This is a genomic window from Spiroplasma endosymbiont of Halictus nicosiae (genome assembly GCF_978018445.1).
The window spans coordinates 1,693,648-1,718,395 of record NZ_OZ389573.1; the positions used below are offsets into that span (position 1 = coordinate 1,693,648).

The following is a 24,748-nucleotide window of genomic DNA, read 5'->3' on the forward strand; positions in this document are numbered from 1 at the left end:
CCGCTTCATGCTCCTATTATGATTTTACCATATCTGATGAAATTACAAATGGTAAATTAATATTATGTTTTTGCAAAAAGATAATTTTTTCTAACCGTGATAATTGCTTAAAAGCGACTTCACGTTGCATTTCTGCAGAACGAGTTGCATATTCTTCACTATAAATTATTTTGACTGGTCGTCGTTTTGCTAAAGCGGTATATTTTGCCCCAATGCCCATATTATCTTCTTTTTCGCACCGTCTTAAATCAACCGTATAACCAGCATAGAGTGTTTCATCAGCACAGAATAAGACATAAAAATAATGTTTTTGCATCATATTGCTAAACCATCGTTTCAAAATTAAGCACTTTGTCAGCTCAATTAACATTTAAATTAATATCATGCGTTGTAATTAGAACTGTTCCATTAAAGGCTTGAATTGCTTCTAACAATGCTTCTTTGGTCAAAACATCAATATGGTTTGTTGGTTCATCTAAAATTAGTAAACTACATGGTTGTAAAGATAATACCGATAACCGAACCTTTGTTTGTTCACCACCCGACAACTTTGTCATCTGATTTTGCATTAAAGTACTTTTAACGCCAAAGTTGGCTAAAATACTTCGAATTCGCCCTTCTTCCAAGTCTGGATATAAGTTTTTTAAATATTCAATTGGTGTCATATCCATTAATTGTTCAATTTGATGAAAATACGCAATAACTACTCCATTACCAATTTTTAATGTTCCACCTAACTTAGGAATATTTCCTGCTAAAGTATTTAGAAAGGTTGTTTTTCCAATTCCATTATATCCTCGCACAATACATTTTTCACCATCACGAATATCAAATGTTAATTGCTTAATTAAAGGAAACTGATATCCTATTGCTAATTGCTCTGCACTAATAATAGTCGTACTAGCTGGTCTCTTATATTTAAAAACAAATTTTGGTTTTGTTAATTCATGCCGTTTATCCATTACCTCAATTTTATCAATTTGTTTTTGTCGTGACTGGGCGCTTCTTGCTGTTGAAGCACGCGCCTTATTTTTTGCGACATAAGTTTCCAATTTTTTAATTAGACGTTCTTGACCTTTTTGTGCTTTATCATATTGTTCATTTTTTAATTCACTTAATGCTAAATATTGTTGATAATTACCAACATAGCCATTAATGCTTAGGTTTTCAATAGCATAAATCACTTTTGCTACTTTATTAATAAAATCAATATCATGAGAAACAACTAGAAACGCTTTTTCATAATTTTGTAAAAATTTGGCTAATCATTCAACTTGTTCTAAATCTAAAAAGTTAGTTGGTTCATCTAATAACAAAAAATCATTTTCTGATAATAATAACTTTGCTAGGATAACTTTTCCTCGTTGACCACCTGATAATTCGGATAATTTAACATTCAATTTTTCTGGATCAATTCCTAAACCATCAACTAAACTACGAATTTCCTTATCAATTGTTTCAAAACCATTTTGATCTAAGTGTTCTTGTAATTTCAGTGCTTTGACAAGTTCATCTTCATCATAATTAAGACTCATTTTTTCATAAATTGCATGAATTTTTTCCTCAATTTCAAATAAATGTTGATATGTTAATTTTAAAAATTGATCAACTGTTAATGTTCCATCTAACTCTTGGTGTTGGTCTAAATAACCAATTTTTACCCTTGGATGCAACTTAATATCTGCTTCATCAGGAGTAAGTTTTCCATAAATAATACTTAATAATGTTGTTTTCCCTGTTCCATTTGCTCCAATTAAAGCTAAATGTTCACCTTTATTAATTCGAATTGCTGAATTTTTATATAAAACTTTCCCACCATTAGCATGACTTAAATTTTCAATATTAATTAAACTCATTTTAACCTCAATCCTTTATTCCAAGATATAATTATATCTTATTTTAAGAAAAATAAAAAAAGTTAAATCTATCAAAGTTAACTTCTGAAAATAAAATCTTATTTATTATTTTTTATTATTAATTATTTTACTAACCCTAAAAAAGTTTTTGATTCTAAACTAGCACCGCCAACCAAAGCACCATCAATATCTGGTTGAGCTAATAATTCTTGAATATTTTCCGGTTTAACACTACCTCCATATTGAATTCGTATCATATTTGCTACTACTTCATCATAAAGATTAGCAATTTTTGCTCGGATTATTGCACAAACATTTTGTGCAATCTCAGCTGTTGCTGTTTTCCCTGTTCCAATTGCTCAAATTGGTTCATAAGCAATAACAATTGTTTTTGCATCTTCAAAATCAATACCTTGTAATGCTTTTTCAATTTGTGTTTCAACAATTTGCTGTGTTTCATTGTTTTCATATTGTTGTAATGTTTCACCACAGCAAATAATCGGCATCATCCCTTTTGCTAAGATTTTTTTTGCTTTTAAGTTTATTGTTTCATTTGTCTCATTAAACATTTCACGACGTTCTGAGTGTCCAATAATAACATGCGTAATCTTTAAAGATTGCAACATTTCAACTGAAATTTCACCAGTAAAAGCCCCAAAATCTTCATAATGACAATTTTGAGCCGCAATAATTAAATGATGCGCATGTTGTTTTGCCACTGCTAAATTAACAAATGGTACTGCAATACCAGCTTCAAGTTTTAAATCATGACATACATTATCAACTTGTTTTAAAAAGTCAATTGTTTCATCCGTTGCTTTATGCATTTTTCAATTTCCAATAATAATTGGTTTTCGCATTCTTCTCCCTCGTTTCTATCTAACATTTTAATTATATACTTAAATTTTAATGATTTCTTAATAAAATATTAACTTTCTTAATGTTATAATGTTTTCATAGAGGTCAAAAGATGTTTTTATCAGCATTTGAAATGAAATACAATACTAAATCAATTAAAAGACTACCAAAAATTAATAATTCAGATAAATGGTTAATTATTGATATTCGTTCAAAAGAAGAATGAATTGAAAGTCATATTATTAATAGTATTAATATTCCTCATCATCTTTTTCGTTTAATTTATTCAAAAAAAGTAACTAAAAATAAAAAAATTCTTTTTGTTTCAAGTGCTGGCCATTCTCATTTAGATTTATACCGTTTATTAAAAAAACATAATTTTAAAGTTTATATTCTTCTTGGTGGATGAAAAAAGTTCATCAAACTGATGAACTTGATAAAATTCTTACTTATAATCCTATTGATTAACATTATTAATCAATGGGGTTTTTATTTTTACTTCACCAGTAGGTGGTGTTGCTTTATGCCATAATAATAATTCATTAATACCTCATATTACTAATGTTCCCCCAATAATAATTAATAAACTATATAAAGTTTTATGATTACTACTATAAGCAAAGAAATTATACATAATATAACCTATTAAATCTATTAGCAAGAAAAGAGAAAAACCAGCATAATAATACATTCCTTTTACTTTTGCTACTTCTACTCGCTTTGTATAACGATTAACACAAACAGCAATAATTAAACTAATATAACATAGAAAAGTAGTAAAACTAACGGCATTAGAAGAAAGATCTAATAAATACATTGGATCACCTATAACGCCAAGACTAAGTCCCAGTAATATTAAATTGAAACAAACAGTAATTGCCATTTGAATCAAACCAATTTGTTGATAACTTAATTCTTTCTTTCCAATATAAACAAGATTTTCTTCTTGCACTGTATGTCCAAATGAAGGAGCTACAAAGGTTAAACCATTAATACTCATTAATGCTGTTAACATAATAAATCACATTAAGACTTTTGCAATTGGACCACCAAGGAGATTTTTAAATAAAGTAAAAACACTACCATCATTTGTTCCTAAAAATAAAGAAATAACTTCTAAAATATAAAAAATAGTAATAAATAACATTGCAGCAAATAATGCTTTTGGAACAACATTTTTGTTAGAAACTTCTTTTTGTAATCCTGCAGCATAAATAAAACCATCAAATGAAAATAATACTGGTAAAATCCCCATAAAGAAGTTACCAAACTTTAATTCCCTATATTTATCAAAAACATTATTTTCAATTGGAGCAACAAAGCCTATAACTAGACTAACTAGTAAAGGAATAAATTTAATAAATGTTCCAATTGTTTGAACTCATTTACCAACATTTCGGAAAAAAATATTTATTAAGTAAAATAAAATTAAAATAACAAGTCCAACAGCAATCGCAATTATATGTTGTGTTTCCTTACTAATGCTTTGCACTTCTAGTGCATCAAACATTGCATTAATACTAAAAATTGGGAAAAGACCCAATAAAATTGGGAAATAAAAAAAGATATAAAATAATGCTATTAAACTACCAACTTGCCGACCAATTAAAATATTAGCCCATGATGGTAATGTCCCATGTCCACTTTTAGTTTTTACTGATGTAACTTCAATAAAGACCATAATCATTGCCATTCCTAAAATTCCAACTAAAATCCATAATCCAATTGATAAATAAGGATTTTGAGTAAAATATAAAAGATGTCCTTCTGAAGTATCATTTTTTAAATAAATTCCAATTCCAATTGTAATTCCAACCGCTGTTGAAAAAACAGTTAAAAATTCAAAAAATTTAACGTGCTTTTTAGGCTTTCCCATTAGTTTTTCCTCCATTTTTAATGACCTATTTTAATAAAAAATAATAAGTGAATTATAACATAAATTATTTTATATTTTCATAATATTTTTTCTTAATTTCACGAAATAAGTGGTTTACTCCCGATTTTGAAATTTCAATACTAGTTTCATTTTCTAATAATGCTGACAAATCTTGCAACGATGCATCGGGATAAGCAATTCGTAATAAAGCTACTTTTTTGGTATTTTCATTTAGTTCATCAAACAAATCATGTTCAAGTAAATAATTAATCATTGCAACTTGTTCTTCCCCAGCTTTAATTGCTTTTTGTTGATTTGAAATTTCAATATTATTTAAACGATTAATACTATTAACCATATCCCTTGAAATACGAGTATTTTCAAAAGCAAGGACACTATTAATTGCATCAATTAATTTTAAGAAATCTGAAACTAAAATTGATTTTTTTAAATAACAAACATAACGATCATGACGAACAATTATCTTAAATGGAAAATGAAATTTATGCAATAATTTTTGAAAATATTGTGCTGAAACTTCATCATTAAACTGAACTTCTAAATGATAATTACTTGTTTCTGGTGAATTAACACTACCACAAGCAACAAAAATGCCTGCAATATAAGCACGTTGTTGTCGTTCATTTCATTCTGATGGAATGGCAACAATTTTTTGATTAGTTTCTGCATCAAAAATTTGTAGGTCTTTTAATATTTCAGTAGCTCGTTCTTTAATTCGTAAACTGAAGGTTTTGCTATTTTTTAATTTTGTACCTTGAACAATAATGATGTCAATTTTAACTTGATATAAATTTTTTAAAAACGTATAAATTGTTCGAATAATTAGATTACTAATTGAGGTTACTTCAAAGTTAAAAAAATGATTACTAATATTTAATGTCATATTATATTTAACAAAACCAGTTAAAAAAGCTTTCTGACACATTTGGTCAAATTCTTTTCTAACAATTTCCTCTTTTGCTTCCAACGCAAAGCTCATCTTTATCCCCCATTCTAATTTAATAATACAGAAAAACCACTACTTTAGCATAGTGGTTTATTAATTACCCTTTTTGTTTAAATTCTCGAATTTCTTGTTCTAAATCATGAAACGGTTCAGCTTTAATATCACCATCAATTTTGCGAATAACAACATTTGCTAATTTAATTACAACTTCATGTGCAATTGATAATTGCATATGCTCAAATAATTTTGCAGCTTCTTCAACATAAGCGTGTAATGGATTTGTTTGAGCATAACTTCGTAAATAAATTGCACTTCGTAATTTACTTGCTTGATCAATATGTTTTGTTCAATAATCATCAAACGAAGTAATAATTGCACTTCGTTCAATTTGATTAATAACATCAGCAGGAACATCTTCTGTTCGCGCTAAATAAAATTCATTCATTTTTGTTGCCACATATTTTGCAACTTCTTCTCGCTTCATTTTTTCCATGGATGCTTTATCTAACACATTAGCTGCAACAACTTTATCACTAATCCCCTTAATTAAGTCATCATAATGAATAAATCATTCCTCATGCGATTCATTACCAAACATTTTGGTTAAATCATAAGCTGCCGAATATTGCATTTTTTTAATAATTGGTTTTAAATCAGTTGCTGTTAAAATTTGATCACGTCGTGCATACATTGCTTCACGATGTTGTGCTAAAACATTATCATAATCTAAAATATGTTTTCGTTGATCAAAATTCATTCCCTCAACTTTTTTTTGTGCATTAGAAATTGCTCTTGTTAACATTCGTGATTGAATAAAATCCGAACCTAACCGAGCAAAAATTCGACGTAGGCGATCCCCACCAAAACGCTTCATTAATTCATCATCCATAGCTACATAAAACCGTGAAAAACCAGGATCTCCTTGTCGTCCTGCTCGCCCTCGTAACTGGTTATCAATTCGACGTGCTTCGTTTCGTTCAACCCCAAAAACAGCTAATCCTCCAATTTCTTTAACACCATCACCTAACTTAATGTCTGTTCCCCGACCAGCCATATTTGTTGCTAAAGTAATAGCTCCTTTTTCACCAGCTTTTGCAATAATGTCTGCTTCACGCTCATGATTTTTCGCATTTAACATTTCAAATTTTAAGTTAGAATTTCCTAAATAATGCGACACAATTTCTGATGAATCAACTGAAGTTGTTCCAATTAAAATTGGTTGTCCCTTTTCATGCAAGGCAATAATTTCTTTCATCATTGCTTGCATTTTTACATCACGATTTGCAAACATATAATCAGCTTCATCACGACGAATTAATGGGTGATTAGTCGGAACTTGAATTACACGCATATTATAAATTTTAATAAATTCTTCTTCCTCTGTTTTTGCAGTACCAGTCATCCCACTTAATTTATTATATAATCGGAAAAAGTTTTGGTAAGTAATTGTTGCCATTGTCACTGTTTCTTCTTCAATATCAACACGTTCCTTTGCTTGTAATGATTGTTGCAAACCATCACTATAAGCACGTCCCGGCATTAAACGGCCAGTAAACTGATCAATTAAAATAATTTCATTATTTTGAACAACATATTCAACACCATTTTTAAAAACAAAATTAGCTTTTAAAGCATTTAGGATTAAATGGTATAATTCAGTATTTTTAATATCAAATAAAGAATTAATTGAAAATATTTTTTCTGCTTTAGTAATTCCTTCTGGAGTTAAATAAACTTGTTTTGTTTCTAAATCAATTTCAAGATCATTCTCTCGTGATAATGATTTTACAAAATGATCAGCTGCTTGATATTGCGGTGTTCGGTTTTGACGTCCCCCCGAAATAATTAATGGTGTTCTTGATTCATCAATTAAAATTGAGTCAGCCTCATCAATAATGGCATAATTTAATCCTCGTTGGACTTTCTCACTGTAAACTTTTACCATATTATCTCGTAAATAATCAAATCCTAATTCAGCATTAGTAGTATAAGTAATATCACAACTATATGCTTCTCTTTTTGCATCTTTAGTGATATCACGAGAATTTAAACCAACTGTTAAACCTAAAAAACTAAAAACTTGACCATTAATTTCTGAATCCCGTCTTGATAAATATTCATTAACAGTAATAACATGAACACCCTTATCAGTTAAACCATTCAAATATGTTGGCATTAAAGCAGTTAAAGTTTTTCCTTCTCCTGTTTTCATTTCAGCCACATCACCTTCATGAAGAACAATGCCCCCAATTAGTTGGACACGATAAGCATGTAATCCTAAAATTCGACGAGCTGCTTCACGGGCAACAGCAAATGCTTCAACTAAAATATCATCTAATGTAGCACCTTCTGCTAACTTCGTTTTAAATTCATTTGTCTTTTCTTTTAATGCATCATCAGACAATGCTCGCATTGTTTCATCTAACGCCATAATTTTATCTGCTATTTTCCCATGTTTTTTTACAATTTTACGATCGCTAACTGCCATTCAACTATCTCCTCTATTCTATATAATTATAAACATTCACATTTATTCTATCATAAAAAACAATAGTTGGCATAGTTATTCCATTTTGACAAAAAAACGACATTTTGTCGTTTTATTATATTATTTATTTTGAACAGCTTCAATGCCAGGCAGTGGTTTTCCTTCCATATATTCTAAACTAGCACCACCACCAGTTGAAATATGCGTAAATTTATCTTTATATCCTAATTGAATTGCCGCTGCAGCTGAATCGCCTCCTCCAATTAAAGTAAAGGCTCCTTTTAATTCAGCAATTGCTTCACAAACAGCTTTTGTTCCAATACTATAATTTTTAAATTCAAAAACTCCCATTGGTCCATTTCAAGCAACTGTTTTTGCATCCGCTAATTCTTTTTTAAATAATTCAATTGTTTTGGAACCAATATCTAATCCCATATAACCATCATCAATTTCCAAACCTGTTGTAACTTTTGCTGGTACATCAGCAAATTCAGGTGCTTCTAATGCATCAATTGGTAAAATAATTTTTCCTTTTCCTTTTGCTAAAAAGATTTTAGCAATTTCAACTTTATCAACTTCTAATAATGAATTTCCAATTTTGTGACCTTGAGCAGCAAAAAAAGTATATGCCATTCCACCACCAATTAAAATCTTATCTGCTTTTGTTAATAAATGTTCAATTACCCCAATTTTATCAGAAACCTTTGCGCCACCAATAATAGCAACAAATGGTTTAACTGGATTGTCTACTCCTTGTGACAACATTTTTACTTCTTTTTCCACTAAAAATCCTAAACATGATTCAGCAATATTTTCTGCAATCCCAACATTTGAAGCATGAGCACGATGCGCAGTTCCAAATGCATCATTAACAAAAACATCACCTAAACTTGCTCAATATTTCCCTAAAGCAGGATCATTTTTGCTTTCTCGTTTTGCAGTTGCTTTACCATCACTATCAACACTAATTTGACCATTACTATTAATAATATCAGCAAAGCGTGTATTTTGAAATAAAATTACATCTTGATTATGCATTTCATCAATAGCTTCTTCCAATTGTTTTCCTTCAAAAGCATTAATAAACTTAACTGGTTGTCCTAATTTTTGTTCTAATACCTTTGCCACTGGCGCCATATCACGTTTTTCTAAATCATCAGCTGTTTTAACTTTCCCTAAATGAGAAAATAAAATTACTTTTGCTTCTTGTGCTAACAAATATTTAATTGTGGATAAAGCTGCAGTAATCCGATTATCATCAGTAACTTGCCCATCCTTCATTGGAACATTAAAATCAACACGGACTAAAACTTTTTTTCCTTTAACTTGAACATCTTTTAATTCTTTTTTGTTTGTCATAAATCCTTCTCACTTTCTTTTTCATCTTTATCCAATATATATCTTACCGCAAAAAATACCTTTTTAATGACAACTATTAAGGTATTCTAAGGCAAATTGCGCTGCTTTTGCTCCATCACTAATCGCAGTTGCAATTTGTCGTAATGTTGTATTTGTCACATCACCAGCGGCATATAATCCTGGCAATGCTGTTAAACATTTATTATTAACAATAAAATAGCCTTCTTCATTTAAAACTCCTAAGTTTTTTGCAAAATCACTAATTGGAATCGCCCCAATATATGGGAAAATAGCACTAACTGGTAAATTATCAATTTTACCTGTTTTTACATTTTTAATAACAACTATTGTCACCCGTTTTTCGGTCATATCCTTAATTTCAGTTACTATTGTATCAACAATAAAATTAATTTTAGGATGTGCTTTTACTTTATTCACAATATTATTATCAGCACGAAATTCATCACGACGATGAATTAGATAAACTTTATTAACAAAGCGCGCTAAATAAAGAGCTTCTTCAAGAGCAGCATAACCTCCCCCAACAACAACTACATCTTTTTCTTTATATAAAGCGCCATCACAAACTGCACAATATGAAACTCCATGTCCTTCTAATTCAAATTCACCAGGCACTCCTAATTTACGTTCAACTGTTCCGGTTGCAACAATAACTGCTTTTGCTAATAAGATTTTTTTTGAAAATAACTCTAATTTAAACAAATTATCTTGTCTTATAATATTTGTCACACGATCAGCAATATATGGGATTTTTAATTTTTGGGTTTGTTCAAACATTTTCATGGCTAATTCATAGCCTTGAATATTATCAAAACCAGGATAATTTTCAATTTCACTTGTCTTTGTTGCTTTTCCTCCTGGTGCTCCTTTTTCAATCATTGCAATATTTGCCATTGCTCGTGCAGCATAAATTCCTGCTGTCATCCCACCAGGACCAGCTCCAATAATTAAAATATCATATATTTCATTAGTATTGTTTTTCATATAATCATCCGCCTTTTCTTCATTTTATAACAGCTATCCATTGGGCAAATAATATTAAAATAATACCAATTACAATCATTAAACTAAGAATAACATAATCCAATGTTCGCATATTTTTTAAAAATAAATTATGATCATCTCGTTGTGTTTCTAAAATAATCCGAATGAAATTATAACCAGCAATATACATCCCAGTTTTAATTCCACAACGGAAAATTTTTAAACGATGAGGGTTTTCTATTTTTTCTAATTCTCGGACATCAGCTGTAAAAATTTGTTTTAATCGTGCACCACAATATTTCCAATGTGCTTTCATCACTTGTTTTTTTGTCATCTTATGTTTATTTTTAAAATAAACTTTTTTCAAATTTACTTGTTGTGATAAATTATTAACAACCATTGGATCGGGTTTGATATCATAGTATCATTTTGCTCAAACACCTTTTCACGATAACTGCATAAAATCGGGTTCTTCTTTTTTAAACCTTCAATAATAACTATAACGAAATATTAATGGTAATGCAATCACAATCAAGAATCATAATAAAATATTAGCCAATGATTCATATAGAAAAATTGGTTGAAAATATTGCACATTATTAAAATCAGTTGGGTCAACAGGGTTTCCGTTAATCCCAATTGCCTCTTTTGGATGAAAATTATTTGGTACCGGAGTTGGGACATATCATTTAAATAAATTATCACGAATAAAACTTGGCAATCACATTAATTGTTCGCGTGCAATTGGTGCTCCTAATAATTCATGATTAAAAAAATTACCTCATCGCCCAATTGCTTGTGCTAACAAAATATTTGGAACAATTAAATCAGCATATACTCATAACGAAATATTATGTTTTCGTGATTCAAAACCAAATCAAATTCAGCCGGCAATTAAACCAAAAATTAGCCCCCCATAAATACTCATTCCTGGTTCTCAGAAAGCAAATAATGTAAAAAAGAAAATTGGATTTTTAACATCATATTTACCAAAAAAACTAGCCCCTAATAAAGCAATCGGTGTAATCACAAAAATTCCTCAGTAAAATCCTTGCGTTGGAATATCACGTTTACGAAAATTAATTCATGATAAAATAATGGTAATTGCAAAACCACAAAAAATTAAAAATCAATAAGGACGAAATCAATTTCCATAAGTATCGTGAACAATTCATGTTGCTAAATTCACGTTATAAACTCCTTCTCAATTCTATTTTGAATATTTTTTAAAACGATCTTGTAAAATTTGCATCGAAGAAATTCCCGCTTCATCTAATTTTAATTTTGAAACTGCTGTCTCAACTAATTCACTAACATTACGCCCATATGTAACTGGAATTGTTACAATTGGTACCTTTGTATCTAAAATTTTAATATGTTTATACTTAGATCCTAATCGGTCAATTGATTTATATTGTTCATCATCTAAATGAATTAATTCAATTACTAAATCAATTTTTGATTCATCTAATAACACTTGCAAACCATAAATTTTACTTAAATCTAAGATTCCTAAACCACGGACTTCAATTAAATTTTTTAACATTTCATGTGATTGCCCATATAATCTATTATTTCGTTGCTGAATAATAATCCGATCATCACCAACAAACAAATGATTTTTTTTAATTAATTCTAATGTCATTTCTGATTTTCCAATTCCTGATTTTCCTTTTAATAAAATTCCTTTCCCAAAAACATTAATTAATGATGCATGTTCTTCTGTTACTGGTGCGAAATGTTCATCAAAAAATTCTAATACCATTTGATATAAACGACTTGTTGTAATATTGCTTGCACGAACAACTGGACAACTATGTTTTTCCGCAATTTCTAATAATAATTTATCAGTAAATTTTTCCGTTAAAATAATCATTGGAATATTTTCATTTAAAATATACTCATAGCGCTCTCTTCTTTCTTTTTCACTTAAGGTATTCACAAATAATTGCTCTTTATTTGATAACAAAACTACCCGACGATTACTATTATTTTTTTCAAAATCAAAGCCAGCTAATTCTAATCCTGGTCGATTAAGACCATAAATTTTAATAGGTCGTTTAAGACCTTCCCTTCCAGCTAACACTTCGTAGCCAAATTTATCAACAATATCTTTTACAATAAACTTTGTCATTCCCAGTTCCTCCCTGTAAATTAATACTATCACAAATCATTATTCTGCTTCAATTTGAATAATAATATCGCGTAATTCTGCAGCTCGTTCAAAATCAAGTTTTTTACTTGCCTCATACATTTCTTTTCGTAAATCTTGTAGTAATCCTTCTTTAGCTGTTTTATATTCTTTTGATTTTTTATTTTTAATGTTATGTAATTTATCATTTTGACGTTTAATATTAGTATAATCACGAATATTCTTAATAATTGTTGTTGGAGTAATATGATATTTCAAATTATATGCCTCTTGAATTTGCCGACGGCGAGCAGTTTCTCGCATTGCTTTTTGCATTGATTCAGAAACACTATCAGCATATAAAATAACATGCCCAACCGCATTCCTTGCAGCACGACCAATTGTTTGAATTAAACTTCGTTCATTTCGTAAAAATCCTTGCTTATCAGCATCAAGAATACAAATTAATGATACTTCTGGAATATCAATTCCTTCACGAATTAAGTTAACACCAACAATACAATCATAAACTCCTTTTCGTAAATCCAATAAGATTTGACTACGTTCTAAAGTTTTTAATTCACTATGTAAATATGCAACTTTAACATTTTGTTCTTGTAAGTAACTTGTTAAATCTTCTGACATCCGAATTGTTAAAGTAGTAATAAAAACACGTTCATTTTTTTTCCGACGAATTTTTACTTGTTCAATAATATCATTAATTTGTCCTACTGTTGATTTTACTTCTACGGTTGGATCTAATAATCCCGTTGGACGAATAATTTGTTCAACCACTTCATTATTTACTAAACCTAATTCATAATCACCCGGAGTTGCTGAAACATAAATAACATTTTTTAATTTTTGATTAAATTCATCAAAATTTAAGGAACGATTATCTAATGCACTTTTTAAACGAAAACCATAATTTACTAAGGTTTCTTTTCGACTTCGATCTGTGTTATACATTGCTCGAATTTGCGGCAATGACATATGTGATTCATCAATAATAGTTAAAAAATCTTGGCCCAAAAAATCAATCAAAGTATACGGCGCTTCACCTTCTTCTCGTAAATCTAAATGTCGTGAATAGTTTTCAATTCCAGAACATATTCCACTTTCACGAAGTAAATCTAAATCATATTCAGTTCGTTGTTTTAAACGTTGTAATTCAACAATTTTTCCAGCTGCTTCTAATTCATCTAAGCGAACTTTTAATTCTGCTTCAATTCGTTTAATTGCTTCAGCTAAGCGTTCTGGAGAAGTAATATAATCTTGCGCTGGAAAAATTGTTAATGTTGATAACCGCTGTGTAACATCACCAGTAATTCCATCAATATAAGCTAAATCATCAATTTCATTTCCAAACAAATCAATGCGAATAAAAGTTTTAACATTTCACCCTGGAACAATTTTAATTACATCACCTTTAGCACTAAAACTACCTGGAATCAATTCAATATCATTACGAACATATCCTGAAGATACTAAAAAATTGGCTAAATCTTTTTTACTAATTTTTTGATTACGATTAATTTGCAAAAAAGATTTTTTATATTCATTTGGATCTTGTGCTCCATAAATTGCAGCAACAGAAGCCACGACAATAACATCTTTACGAGTTGTTAAAGCATTAAAAGCACTTAACCGCATCATGTCTAACTTAATATTTTGGCGAGCATCTTTATTAATGTATAAATCTTTTCCTGGCAAATAAGCTTCCGGTTGATAAAAATCAAAGTTTGAAACAAAATACTCAACACGATTTTCTGGAAACATTTCTTTTAACTCAACATATAATTGCATTGCTAATGTTTTATTATGTGCCATCACCAATGTTGGTTTTTGATAATTTTCAATAACATTTGCCATTGTAAATGTTTTTCCAGTTCCCGTTGCTCCTAATAAAACTTGATGTTTTTTATTTACTAATAAATTGATAGTTAATTTTTCAATTGCCAGGGGTTGATCACCTGCTGGCAAATAATTTGATGTTAATTTAAACACTATTTCACTACTCCTTTATAATTTTGCTTTTCTATAATTATATCAATCTTCCTTATAATTACTTTAAAAATAAAAAAGTAAAATTCCTTTTACTTTTTTAGCTATTAGTAATATTAACAACAGGAATATCAACACCAACTCAATAAAGAACAATTGTTTCATTGGTTGTAAATTGCATACTTGCACTTTCATTTCATAACTACCCGTTACTTTTCCCCCATCTGGTGTAATTGTTACAATATATTCTCCCTTTACTAACTCAGCACCAGTTGCTCCCGTTGGTTTCTGCTTAATTGCTGTATTTAAAGAAACTCCAGCACCGTATTCTTTTGGCAATCATTCCATAACAGCTGTTTTAACATTTTTTTCTAAATCTTCTTCTTTAAAATTATTATTTAAAAATGAAGGATCTGGAATTTTATTTGCAAACTTTGTTAAATATAAATCAAGCATTGGTTCACCAACAACCTTAACTGTAATTTCATTTTTTTTAGTAACACTTGTTGCTTTTTCTGGTGCTGAAATAATAACATTATATGCTTGTTCTAATAGTTTTTTTGTATCATCAGTTTCTTTTTCAACTTTATATTGAATTTCATCTTTTTTAACTGCTAGTGCTAATTTTCCTTCAACATACTGTTGAACAGCTTTTTTTAAATCACCCACAGTATTATTAATCGTTAAATTACTCTTAAATCCTTTAATATTAGATTCACTTTCATTGGTTGTGAAATAATCCTTTTTTAATATGGTAAAATCAACTGCCCCTAAATCTGGTAAAACTGAATAATTATATTGATGAATTTTTGCTTTACCATTGATTTGATAATAACCCTTTAATGTTTGCTTTGCTTCTGCACTAACTTTTGCTTTATTAACCATTGCAGTATCAATAAATTCTGCTGATGGTAATAAATTTTGAGATGTTTGAAACAATGTTCCATCAGCAGCCTGCATTATACGGGCAACTGCTCCATTAATACCCGTTGGTTTATCTTTTTCATTTCCCAACAAAGTAACACTATAAACTACAACCGCCAAAGAATTAACTGCGGCTGTCCCTTGGCCATAATTTGTTCATGGATTTCATAACTTTAACGATGGATAATGCATTCATTGATTTTGTGAAATGTTTTGATAATTATAATAAAACTTATTTTCTGCTGCTGAATCGCCTTTCATATATAAAACGTTATACATTAAAAAGTTATTAACTGCATTAATTACGGCTGGAGCAGCTGTTTTGGCAACTTGATTATTACCAGAAAAATCATGAAATGGATTAGTTTGACAAGCAATAACATTAATTCCAATTGCTGATGATAAAGAAAATGTTGTTAATAATGATAATAATTTTTTTATTTTCTATACCTCCTTAATCAATTGTATTTAGTTCCATTTTTTTAATTTGTCTTTTACTTAGTTTTGTGTAAGAATACTTTTTACTAATGTTAGTAAACAAGATTTCTTGAACTTTTTCTTTAATATCTTTCTTCTGATCTTTAATGAGCTCGCAAGAAACGAATATGTAAAGTGATTAATGTTATTGCAATCATAACAATCACCATTGCGAGTAACACTAAACAGTTCTTAATAATATCTGCTTTATAATATCATAGTTGTCCTGCTCCAGAAGCAATTCCATAAATAATATTGCCCATATTATGCATTGCATAAGTAAACGGCATAATGTTTGATGATGCATTATAGAATGGATTTGACATAAAAGCTGGAAATAAAATTCAGCCACAAGCAAAGTTAAACATTAAAACAACCATATTTAACACTCGTGATGATACTTCATCTGGAATTGCTAATCAAATTCCGCCAACAATAAAAGTAAAGATAAAGCCAACATATAAAGCAAATAAATATAATAATCAAAATGCTGAACCTAATTGTCAAAACCCAATTGGTAATAACATTAGTAATAAAATTGAAACTTGAATAAACATATTAACTTGCAAAATTAGATTTATTATTTTTATTCTTATTATTTTTATTCATCATTTGAAAAACGCCTTTTTTCTTTTTCATTTTTATTCTGGTTTTTGTTGACTTTTCTTGATCAACACCAACATGCATAGTCGCAAGAAATATTTTATTTTCATTTTTTTTATTTTCTCGCATTGGTTCAAAAGCTCCGTCAATTTGAATATATAAAACATTATTTGGAATTTTAATTTTATTGTTATTTTTATTACTAATGTAATCGGTTTCTTCTAAATCGGCATTTTTAAAAATATTAGATATTGTTCTTTCACTAATATTTGCATTCTCTGTTGTATGTAAAATATCTTTATATCTTTTTCCATCACCTATAAAAGACATATATTTATTTTTTAAATTTATTTCAATTCTTTCGTATTTTTTTAAACCTAATTCTTCATCTATATAATCTTCTTTTAGAAGATATGTCAATATTCATGAAGATACTACATTTGGCGATACAATTAATGGCTGTAAATTGTACTATGAAGTGTAGCAGTTTATTTGTTATCATTATAACATCAATAAAATAAATGTTCAATATAATTTATTTTAAAAAAATTTAGTAGTTTTTTCTTAAATTTATTAATTTTGACACACCAAAAAATAAAATGATTAAAATTTTTATAGGTAATTATATTAAAAATTAAACACTTGTATAAAAACTTCTTTTGAAGATAGTCAATGTAAAGTTTTTTTAAGTTTAGAGTTTATTATATTGACAACTTCTTGATAATAATTTCTTGAATAAATACTTAAATCAATTCCTTTGGAAAATCAATGTCTAAAATCACGAATTGCTCTTTCAACTTTGAGTTTTTGAGTTGGAGTTCCAGCGTCACAAAAATATACTTTAGCATTTGTTATTTTTTCAATTTTTTCTCAATCAGCAAATTCTTTGCCTTGATCTGTTATTGTTCCTTTGCATCTTTCTTTAAAAAATCTATTAGAAAAAATTCGTTTTAATGCCTTTGTAACTTCTTTTGTTGTTTTTTCTTTTAATGGTTCAATGATTTTAAATTGCGTTAATTCTTCGATTAAAACTAAACAAACACTATTATTTTACCAACCATAGTGTCCATTTGAAATCAACCAAATTCATATTTATCATGTTTTGCTTCTTCAATAGTTCTAAAATTTCTTATTTTCCCGCGATTATCAATCCTATTTTTTGTTTTATATTTTCTATCGTCAAAATACAAATTATCTTTCTTGAAATTTAAAAATCCCAAATGAATATATTTATATAAAGTTTTAAAACATATGGGAAATTTAACACCAAACTCTTTTTCATATTTTTTACAGATTTGTTTTGGTGAATCATGAAATTTGTTATATTTTTCATCTAGTCATTTTAAAATATTTAGCAATAATGATGATTTTTAAAAACATTTTTGTCGTTTTTGTAAATAATCTTCGTCTGCTAATTTAACATCATATTCATTATCTTTTAACCTTTTTATTTCTCGTCTAATTGTATTACGATTTTTATGAAATATTTTTGCTATTTTAGATATATTGGATTTACCATTTTTTCTTTTTAAAGAATCAAGTTCTAATAAATCTTTTAACATTACTCTTTCTTTAAAAGTAAAATGATGCTTTTTTTATCCATTTTAAAAAATCCTTTCTTTTATATACAAAGTTAATTATATAGTTTCAAGTATTTTGAAAAGCGCGGCAAAAGTTTTTTTAAACTTTAAGTTATTTTTCACAAACTTATGAAAATTCCGCGAGCCCAGATTGATGCTACAATATAATCACAATAATAATCATTTAAACAATTTCCTTTCTAAAATTTATTTATAAAAGTCCTTATATATAATGTCAATAGATCTTGATAAAAAGTTTCAAGATTAAGAAAAGGAGAAAAACAAGTATGAAAAAATTACTTAGTTTATTAAGTGTATTAACAATTAGTGGAACTGCTGTACCAACAAAAATTGCGGCTAGTCCTTATCAAAAAGAAGAAACTAAATTAGAAAATAATGAAATTAGTTATTTACAAACAAATAATTTAAAAAATTTAAATAGAGTTAAAAGACAAGAAATAACATATCCAATATTAGAAGATGTGTTAATTGATTTAAGAAAAACTAGCATGAAAAAACCAATGGAATTTCAAATACATGATTGATGATGTGTTATTGCAATTTTAAAAAATATATTTAGTAATAATATTATTAATAATAAAGATCTTAAAGAAATGGAACAAGAAGAAATTGCAAGTTTTTTTCCAAACAATGCAAATGATGGCGCTTCATTAACAGAAATTTCAATGACGGGGAACAAATTTTTAATATTTTATTTAATCAAATAGAAAACGGTATCGTATTAATTCATGAAGATGTTTTTCAATTATTTTGTGAAAAAGCTATTAGTATTTTTTCATCAATTTGAGAAATGGCAGAACCAGAATTAATAGCAGCTATAGTATAGTAGAATTAAAATATGAAAAAAATATTAAGTCTTTTGGGAACAAACACTTTAATTGGAAAAAGTACAACAAATTTAGTTGCTTTTAATAAACCACAATATAGCGAAAAAGAATTAGCAGATTTAAAAGAAAAAAATAATATAAAAACAAAAAATGGTATTTTAGAATGAATAGTATATCAAGAAAAACCATTTAATCAAATTGATAATAAATGGGTCGCATGGAAAAAAGAAGGGTTTTAACAAATACATAGAAATTGAATAAAAATAATAAACCATTTACTAAAATGGTTTTTTTATTTGTAAAACCAAAATTATTAATTGATTCAGAGAAAGGACAGCATCTTAAATTCTTAAAATAGAAACTTTTTATTACAACTTTTTGATACCCTCTTTAAGTTGTTTACACATTTATTAAATATCTTAGAAATCTTTATAAAGTATACCTGTTTTTTCTCCAATTTTAAGGTGTTGTCCTTTCTCTGTTTCAGTTAATTAATTTGCTAATAAAAAAACTTAATAAAGGAAGGAGTAGGTAATGAAAATTAATAAGCAACAAACAATATGTGATGTTGATAATTGCTATAAAGCAATATCATTTATTACCGAAGAATTTTTATCAAATAAAGTTTTATGAACTTGTGAAAAACATAAAGATTTATTGAATAAAGTAAAAGATAAAACACAAAAGCGGTTTTATAAACGCTTAGAAAATTCAAAAATTATCTTTGATTATAAAACTGGTTTATTAAAACTTAAATTTTATAAAACAACTTAATGCAGAGCGGAACGGGGTTATTTTAAATAACTAAGTGTTTTTATTCCACAGCCGGCCGAGGCAAGTACTGAAATAGTGTATGAGGAAAAATGTAAATCGGCGCTGGTTCATTAGAACTAAGCGATAGTCGTGATAAGTCCAAGGTTAATATCAAACGACAATAAAAATAGAGATAGTGACTTTACAATTAAATTTGCGAAAAGTGTGGTTGGTTGGAGTTTTATAGCATTTGGTCCTTTAAAATGAGAGTGAATTTTTAATTTAAAAACTGAACGTCAAATCCCAGAGCAAAAGCACAAATGGGCACGGATAAAGGAAGACATATATATGTCTGGCGTCAATATTAAAAAAACAACTGTGGATTATTAAACATTCAAACAATTAACATATCGCCACCGCTCACCCCCAGTGAGGCGGATGGCGTAGTAAGTAAATAGATAAATACTTATATAACTAATTCTCGCTTGGCACTTTCACTTGAGAGTGAGTGCCAGCGAGTTAAAACTAGGAGGAAAAAATAAATGACAGAATATAAAAGTAAATATATTAATAAAACTTGAAATGAAATAACAACATCATTTTATTGAGTTAATTGTCAACCTATTAATTGTCGTATTTCACATCATAAAAAGCATTATGATTTGCAATGTTTAGAATGAGCCAAAATGTACTTAAATTTATTTAAAAACAAGTGAGATGTTATTGCTTCTTATATGCAATATTACAAAATTAACGATATTTTAGATTTAGCTTCTGATGGTTGAAAAATATTGCAATTTGAGAAAAAAATCAAAGGAGTAATTTAGGAGGTTTATATGAAAAAGTTAAATAAAACTTGTATTAAAAAAGATATTGAGGTTATTGTTTTTATAAAGAATGCAATCAAGAAAATAAATTAAGTGAATTAATACTTAAAAGTTATTCAGTATTATTTGAAGATATTACAGATGAACATTGAGCATTAAATACTAAAAAGAATTATTAGGAGGAATTAAATTATGAATAAAAGATACTTATTGGTAATGAAAAGTAAATATAGTGATTTTAAAACCAGCTGTTTTTATACATTAGAAGAAGCAAAAACTACTGCTAATGTTGAAAATCAACAAGAATGATTAACAACTATTATTGATTTAGAAAATGAAAATATTAAATGACAAGGATGTGAATAATATGTGAAAAGATGAAAATGGCAAAGTTTATACCGAAGAAGATTTATTTAATGAAGCATTAGAAAAATGTCATTCAGAAGAAAGTGCTTATTACTATATTCATAGTTTAATTGAAGAAAAGAATTTGGAGGAAATTTAATAATGAATAAATTTATTGGAATTGGTATAACAAGAAAAGATATTAAAATTAAGAAAACAAGTAATGGAAAAGAATATACTATTTTTAATTTAGCAATTACTCGCCCATATTCAAAACAAAAAGAAACTAATTTTATTCCTTGTCAAGTTTAAAATAAACAAGCAATTACTTTACAAAAATATTGTCAAAAAGGTAGTCAAATAGCAATTACTGGTGTTTTAAAATCTTTTAAAAATAAAGATAATAAAACTGAATGAATAGTTCAAGTATCTAATTATGAATTTTTACATACAAATAATGATTTAAAAAAATCTGAAAAACCACAAGAAAAAATAGAATTTAATTCATCTGATAAAAAAGAATTATTTAATAATGATAATCAAAATATTGGTAATGATGAAACAATTTTATGAGATTAGATTTAAAACCATTATATATTTATAATGATGAATTACATAAGTATAGTATTTTAATACCAAGTGTAAGTCAAATTGTTAATATTTTAGTACCAAAAGATTTTTCGCAAATTGATGAGAATATTTTAAAATTAGCACAAACTCGTGGAATATGTATACACAATATGATTGATTGTTGAATAAAAAATAATTTTGATGATGAATTAATTGAATTTATTGATTGTGATATAAAATCACATCGTGAATTATTTAAAAATTTTACAAAATTATATCAAGAAACTTTTAAAGATATTAAATTTAAATATTATAAAACTGAAAAAACACTTTATAGTCCTTTAATGTGTGGTACAACTGATTTTATTGGAATAACAACTAATAATGAATATGTAATATGTGATTGAAAAATTACTAGTTCTAATGAGAAAACGGATATTGAACGCTATATTTGACAATTAAAACTTTATTATTTATTAGAAAAAGAATTTTGTATAGATAATAAAAAAATATTAATGATAATTATAAATCCAAAATTAAAAATAGTAATTAAAGAAAAAGTTAATATTACTAAACAAAATTTAGAACAAATTAAAGAAGCAATTTTAATCTGACAAGAAAGAGAGGAATGAGAAAATACCACAAGAAACTAAAACAAAAACATTAATTGAAAGTATTGGAGAAATTCAATCTGATATAAATCTTTTTGTTGGTAAAAATGCCAGAAATGAACATAATAATTATAATTATTTTACAGAAAGTGACCTCTATCAAACTTTAAAACCACAATTACGTAAACAAGGTATAACTTATACTATTCAAGCAGTTGGAGAACCAACTTTTACAGAAACACAAAGTAGTAAAGGTGGAAAATTAACAAATTATTATTCAAAAGGATTATTAACACTTTATAAAGGTAGTGAAAAATTAGAATTAGGAATTATTTTATCAGCACAAAATTCAGATATTGCAAAAGCAATTGGTAGTGCTTTAACTTATGGGGCTCGTTATTGATTATGTAAAACTTTTGGAATAGCAACCGATGAATTAGACCCTGATTCTACTGAAATAAGTAAAGAAAATAGTAATCAAGTTATTAAAGAAATTATTAACAATTCAAATCCAAATTGAATGAGTGAACAGCATTTTAATAATATTAAAAATTTTATTACAAATACAAAAATAGAACAAGATATTATTTCAAAAGGTAAAAATTGATTAAAAGAAGAATTAAATGTTGAAAAATTATCACCAGTTCTGATTAGAAAACAAAGTGAAGATTTTTATTATCAATTTAAAGAAAGATTTTTAAGATAATGATAAAAATTGGTATTGACCCATCAGGTACTGGTACTACTGCTATTGTTATATATCAAGATAATATTTTATTATACAAAAAAGAAGTTATAAATAAAGATTGAAAAAAACATTATGAATTTATTTATGATTTAGTAGATAAATATTATTATGCTGATGATGAAAATAACTATTTAATTCTTGAAAGTTGCACAGCAATTCTGAATATTGAAAATTGCTTATATACAAATGCTAATGGTTCAAAAGACCGCGATGATTTATTAAGGTTATTAGGAGTAGCAGAATAATATTTTACTGAATGAGAAATATATATTAATTGAATATCACCACGCCATACTAAATCAGTTGTTAAAAATATAGAAAATTTAAGTAAATATAATTGTATTCAAGAATTTAGTAAAGATAATAATTTAACTTATCAATATGGTAAAGGTTGAAAATATAATAATGAAAAAATATCTCATCATATAAGAGATGCCATTATTATTGCTAATTATAAGGGTTAATATTATGAAACATTCATTTAATCAAAAAACAGGAAAATATTATTCTTGCAAAATTCGTAATGTTAATATTTACTTAAATGAAAATGAAGAAAAAGTTTGAAATGAATTCAATGACTTTACTTATTCACAACGAATAGAATATCTTATTAATTTTTATATAAAACACAATAAAGGCGTTGATAAACATGAATAAATATATTTTATGTTATCGTTCAGAACAAGGTAATCGCCCTTGTAAAAATCCCCTTGGTGAATATATAACTGGTACTGATATTGAAGATGTAAATATCAATTCAACCTGAGACTGAGAATATTTAATCAATAAATATGGTGAAAATAATTTAATTATCTTAAAAACAAATAAAAAATAACCTTAATTGGTTTTTTTTAAATACTATTTGTTAGTTGTCTAATAGCATCTTTTTGTTTTTGTTTTTTGTTGTTTACTTTAACTTGCTTTTTAACATTTTTAATTTGACCTGTTTTTAATGCTAATTCTGTTGCATATTCAGGTCCTCGTAAATGTTTTTCGTGGGCAATAACAGCAGTTCTTAATTCTCTAATTTCTGCTTTATATTTTTTAATTTTTTTAGCAGATAATCCAAGAATACCAAGACTACTCATTCCACCTGCACCTGCTAACACAAGTAAAGCAATCATTAATGTTTCATTCATTTTATTTAATTCCTTTCTTATCCTTACTCAAACAGTGGCCATCTATCCTTTCAGAACAAAATAATTTATAAATTAAACTATATAACCACCCAAAAATATCAACCACCCCTATATATAGTCTATTTTAATAAAATTTAATTATTATTGTTTATATTTAATTCTTGTTTATTTTCTTCTTGTTTTTGTTTTTTAATATTTTTATTTTGTATATTTTTTAATTTTTCTTCTGTTATGCCATCTAAATTATTTCATTGTTTTGCTATTCGTGGTTGAATGACACGCGGATTAATACGGCAGTCCAAACAATGTCGTAAATGGTCTTTTTTTCATTTTGATTTATCAATTCAAATGATAATTAAAGAAATTATTAAAGTAATTAAAGGTAATATTGTAAATACTAATCCCGTTTTAGAAACTTTTAATCGTGGAATATCAATTTTCATATCTACTTTTGGTTTACTACTAGCGACAAATATACCCTGAATTCCGTGTGTAAATAAAGGTGTTAATAATATGGCAATTCCATTACCTCAATATTGACCATAATTATATCAATTAATATTATCTTTTATTGCATTAATCATGCCATATTCTAATCAACAATTTAATGCTAAAAATATCAATGTATAAAAACTAACTATTCAACTACGAATTTTATATTTCCTTTCTCATTCTCTAATATCTTTATGAGTTCAATTATAAGTCGGAATAGGGTCTTTTTTAAATCAATTTCAAGGTAAGGCACCCTTTAATCAAGTTGTTTTATCTTGTTTCATAAT

At 27.3% G+C, this 24,748-nt stretch carries 30 protein-coding genes and 2 pseudogenes; 15 read left to right on the forward strand and 17 right to left on the reverse strand.

The annotated features are described in order from the left end of the window. Positions 1–16: 16 nt before the first annotated feature. The 3 genes from ACZ91P_RS11465 to tpiA all read right to left on the reverse strand — a co-directional run bounded on the left by ACZ91P_RS11465 (position 17) and on the right by tpiA (position 2,716). Entirely contained in the window at positions 17–340 is a 324-nt protein-coding gene (locus tag ACZ91P_RS11465) for a GIY-YIG nuclease family protein (RefSeq protein ID WP_465156258.1), read from the reverse strand. Next, positions 324–1,856, reverse strand: a complete 1,533-nt coding sequence (locus ACZ91P_RS11470) for an ABC-F family ATP-binding cassette domain-containing protein (protein ID WP_465156260.1) — start codon at positions 1,854–1,856, stop codon at positions 324–326. The genes ACZ91P_RS11465 and ACZ91P_RS11470 overlap by 17 nt, the downstream gene beginning before the upstream one ends. A 122-nt stretch (positions 1,857–1,978) precedes the next feature. Then, positions 1,979–2,716, reverse strand: a complete 738-nt coding sequence (gene tpiA, locus ACZ91P_RS11475; RefSeq protein ID WP_465156262.1) for a triose-phosphate isomerase — start codon at positions 2,714–2,716, stop codon at positions 1,979–1,981. A gap of 131 nt (positions 2,717–2,847) precedes the next feature. Between tpiA and ACZ91P_RS11480 the strand changes: the two genes are divergently transcribed. Then, positions 2,848–3,246 carry a rhodanese-like domain-containing protein gene (locus ACZ91P_RS11480; RefSeq protein WP_465158993.1) on the forward strand — a complete coding sequence of 133 codons (399 nt, stop codon included), beginning with the start codon at positions 2,848–2,850 and terminating at the stop codon, positions 3,244–3,246. Here ACZ91P_RS11480 and ACZ91P_RS11485 read toward each other — a convergent pair. The 9 genes from ACZ91P_RS11485 to ACZ91P_RS11525 form a co-directional block, all read right to left on the reverse strand. Continuing rightward, positions 3,172–4,590 carry an APC family permease gene (locus tag ACZ91P_RS11485; protein ID WP_465156264.1) on the reverse strand — a complete coding sequence of 473 codons (1,419 nt, stop codon included), beginning with the start codon at positions 4,588–4,590 and terminating at the stop codon, positions 3,172–3,174. The genes ACZ91P_RS11480 and ACZ91P_RS11485 overlap by 75 nt on opposite strands. A gap of 64 nt (positions 4,591–4,654) precedes the next feature. After that, positions 4,655–5,590 (reverse strand): DNA-binding protein WhiA, encoded by a 936-nt coding sequence (gene whiA, locus ACZ91P_RS11490; RefSeq protein WP_465156266.1) that lies wholly within the window; start codon positions 5,588–5,590, stop codon positions 4,655–4,657. Positions 5,591–5,654: 64 nt separating this feature from the next. Further along, complete coding sequence (gene secA, locus ACZ91P_RS11495) at positions 5,655–8,045, reverse strand: preprotein translocase subunit SecA (protein WP_465156268.1); 2,391 nt, start codon at positions 8,043–8,045, stop codon at positions 5,655–5,657. Between the two features lie 120 nt (positions 8,046–8,165). Further along, entirely contained in the window at positions 8,166–9,404 is a 1,239-nt protein-coding gene (locus tag ACZ91P_RS11500) for a phosphoglycerate kinase (RefSeq protein ID WP_465156270.1), read from the reverse strand. 63 nt (positions 9,405–9,467) lie between these two features. Continuing rightward, positions 9,468–10,409 carry a thioredoxin-disulfide reductase gene (gene trxB, locus ACZ91P_RS11505; protein ID WP_465156272.1) on the reverse strand — a complete coding sequence of 314 codons (942 nt, stop codon included), beginning with the start codon at positions 10,407–10,409 and terminating at the stop codon, positions 9,468–9,470. Continuing rightward, the gene (locus ACZ91P_RS11510) at positions 10,393–11,598 is read right to left on the reverse strand and encodes a prolipoprotein diacylglyceryl transferase (RefSeq protein ID WP_465156274.1); all 1,206 of its coding nucleotides are present in this window, start codon (positions 11,596–11,598) and stop codon (positions 10,393–10,395) included. Before ACZ91P_RS11510 ends, trxB begins: the two co-directional genes overlap by 17 nt. A gap of 21 nt (positions 11,599–11,619) precedes the next feature. Beyond that, the gene (gene hprK, locus ACZ91P_RS11515; protein WP_465156276.1) at positions 11,620–12,543 is read right to left on the reverse strand and encodes an HPr(Ser) kinase/phosphatase; all 924 of its coding nucleotides are present in this window, start codon (positions 12,541–12,543) and stop codon (positions 11,620–11,622) included. A 39-nt stretch (positions 12,544–12,582) separates the two neighbouring features. After that, complete coding sequence (gene uvrB / locus ACZ91P_RS11520; protein ID WP_465156278.1) at positions 12,583–14,547, reverse strand: excinuclease ABC subunit UvrB; 1,965 nt, start codon at positions 14,545–14,547, stop codon at positions 12,583–12,585. 63 nt (positions 14,548–14,610) lie between these two features. After that, on the reverse strand, positions 14,611–15,747 hold the full coding sequence (locus tag ACZ91P_RS11525) for a hypothetical protein (RefSeq protein WP_465156280.1): 1,137 nt from the start codon (positions 15,745–15,747) through the stop codon (positions 14,611–14,613). Between the two features lie 43 nt (positions 15,748–15,790). Between ACZ91P_RS11525 and ACZ91P_RS11530 the strand changes: the two genes are divergently transcribed. Then, positions 15,791–15,940, forward strand: a complete 150-nt coding sequence (locus tag ACZ91P_RS11530; protein ID WP_465156283.1) for a hypothetical protein — start codon at positions 15,791–15,793, stop codon at positions 15,938–15,940. A gap of 109 nt (positions 15,941–16,049) precedes the next feature. Here ACZ91P_RS11530 and ACZ91P_RS11535 read toward each other — a convergent pair whose 3' ends face one another. The 3 genes and pseudogenes from ACZ91P_RS11535 to ACZ91P_RS11545 all read right to left on the reverse strand — a co-directional run bounded on the left by ACZ91P_RS11535 (position 16,050) and on the right by ACZ91P_RS11545 (position 18,110). Continuing rightward, entirely contained in the window at positions 16,050–16,502 is a 453-nt protein-coding gene (locus tag ACZ91P_RS11535; RefSeq protein ID WP_465156285.1) for an ABC-2 transporter permease, read from the reverse strand. Between the two features lies 1 nt (position 16,503). After that, positions 16,504–16,968 carry a UPF0236 family transposase-like protein gene (locus tag ACZ91P_RS11540; protein WP_465156287.1) on the reverse strand — a complete coding sequence of 155 codons (465 nt, stop codon included), beginning with the start codon at positions 16,966–16,968 and terminating at the stop codon, positions 16,504–16,506. A gap of 207 nt (positions 16,969–17,175) precedes the next feature. Beyond that, positions 17,176–18,110 (reverse strand): annotated as a pseudogene (locus ACZ91P_RS11545) (IS30 family transposase). Between the two features lie 305 nt (positions 18,111–18,415). Here ACZ91P_RS11545 and ACZ91P_RS11550 point away from each other — a divergent pair. The 13 genes and pseudogenes from ACZ91P_RS11550 (at position 18,416) to ACZ91P_RS11610 (ending at position 23,665) form a co-directional block, all read left to right on the forward strand. Further along, positions 18,416–18,856, forward strand: coding sequence for a hypothetical protein (locus tag ACZ91P_RS11550; RefSeq protein ID WP_465156289.1), 441 nt, complete (start codon positions 18,416–18,418; stop codon positions 18,854–18,856). Positions 18,857–18,987: 131 nt separating this feature from the next. After that, positions 18,988–19,215: a hypothetical protein gene (locus ACZ91P_RS11555; protein ID WP_465156291.1), complete on the forward strand. Its 228-nt coding sequence runs from the start codon at positions 18,988–18,990 to the stop codon at positions 19,213–19,215. A 295-nt stretch (positions 19,216–19,510) separates the two neighbouring features. Further along, positions 19,511–19,750 carry a hypothetical protein gene (locus ACZ91P_RS11560; RefSeq protein WP_465156293.1) on the forward strand — a complete coding sequence of 80 codons (240 nt, stop codon included), beginning with the start codon at positions 19,511–19,513 and terminating at the stop codon, positions 19,748–19,750. Positions 19,751–20,271: 521 nt separating this feature from the next. Next, positions 20,272–20,556 carry a hypothetical protein gene (locus tag ACZ91P_RS11565; protein ID WP_465156295.1) on the forward strand — a complete coding sequence of 95 codons (285 nt, stop codon included), beginning with the start codon at positions 20,272–20,274 and terminating at the stop codon, positions 20,554–20,556. A gap of 192 nt (positions 20,557–20,748) precedes the next feature. Beyond that, positions 20,749–20,922, forward strand: coding sequence for a hypothetical protein (locus tag ACZ91P_RS11570; protein WP_338988935.1), 174 nt, complete (start codon positions 20,749–20,751; stop codon positions 20,920–20,922). Position 20,923: 1 nt separating this feature from the next. Further along, complete coding sequence (locus tag ACZ91P_RS11575) at positions 20,924–21,061, forward strand: hypothetical protein (RefSeq protein WP_465156297.1); 138 nt, start codon at positions 20,924–20,926, stop codon at positions 21,059–21,061. A 2-nt stretch (positions 21,062–21,063) separates the two neighbouring features. Further along, positions 21,064–21,213: a single-stranded DNA-binding protein gene (locus ACZ91P_RS11580; protein WP_465156299.1), complete on the forward strand. Its 150-nt coding sequence runs from the start codon at positions 21,064–21,066 to the stop codon at positions 21,211–21,213. A gap of 257 nt (positions 21,214–21,470) precedes the next feature. Continuing rightward, a complete protein-coding gene (locus ACZ91P_RS11585) occupies positions 21,471–22,124 on the forward strand; it encodes a hypothetical protein (protein WP_465156301.1) in 654 nt (217 codons plus the stop codon). Between the two features lie 31 nt (positions 22,125–22,155). After that, positions 22,156–22,554 (forward strand): annotated as a pseudogene (locus ACZ91P_RS11590) (ERF family protein); the annotation flags it as partial. 48 nt (positions 22,555–22,602) lie between these two features. After that, positions 22,603–22,788 (forward strand): hypothetical protein, encoded by a 186-nt coding sequence (locus ACZ91P_RS11595; protein ID WP_348736449.1) that lies wholly within the window; start codon positions 22,603–22,605, stop codon positions 22,786–22,788. Beyond that, positions 22,788–23,075, forward strand: coding sequence for a hypothetical protein (locus tag ACZ91P_RS11600; RefSeq protein WP_465156309.1), 288 nt, complete (start codon positions 22,788–22,790; stop codon positions 23,073–23,075). Before ACZ91P_RS11595 ends, ACZ91P_RS11600 begins: the two co-directional genes overlap by 1 nt. A 223-nt stretch (positions 23,076–23,298) precedes the next feature. Then, positions 23,299–23,487, forward strand: coding sequence for a hypothetical protein (locus tag ACZ91P_RS11605; protein WP_465156311.1), 189 nt, complete (start codon positions 23,299–23,301; stop codon positions 23,485–23,487). Next, entirely contained in the window at positions 23,480–23,665 is a 186-nt protein-coding gene (locus ACZ91P_RS11610) for a hypothetical protein (protein ID WP_465156313.1), read from the forward strand. Before ACZ91P_RS11605 ends, ACZ91P_RS11610 begins: the two co-directional genes overlap by 8 nt. Positions 23,666–23,681: 16 nt before the next feature. Here ACZ91P_RS11610 and ACZ91P_RS11615 read toward each other — a convergent pair whose 3' ends face one another. Continuing rightward, positions 23,682–23,969 (reverse strand): hypothetical protein, encoded by a 288-nt coding sequence (locus ACZ91P_RS11615; RefSeq protein ID WP_465156315.1) that lies wholly within the window; start codon positions 23,967–23,969, stop codon positions 23,682–23,684. A gap of 134 nt (positions 23,970–24,103) precedes the next feature. Then, entirely contained in the window at positions 24,104–24,745 is a 642-nt protein-coding gene (locus tag ACZ91P_RS11620) for a hypothetical protein (protein ID WP_465156317.1), read from the reverse strand. Between the last annotated feature and the right edge of the window lie 3 nt (positions 24,746–24,748).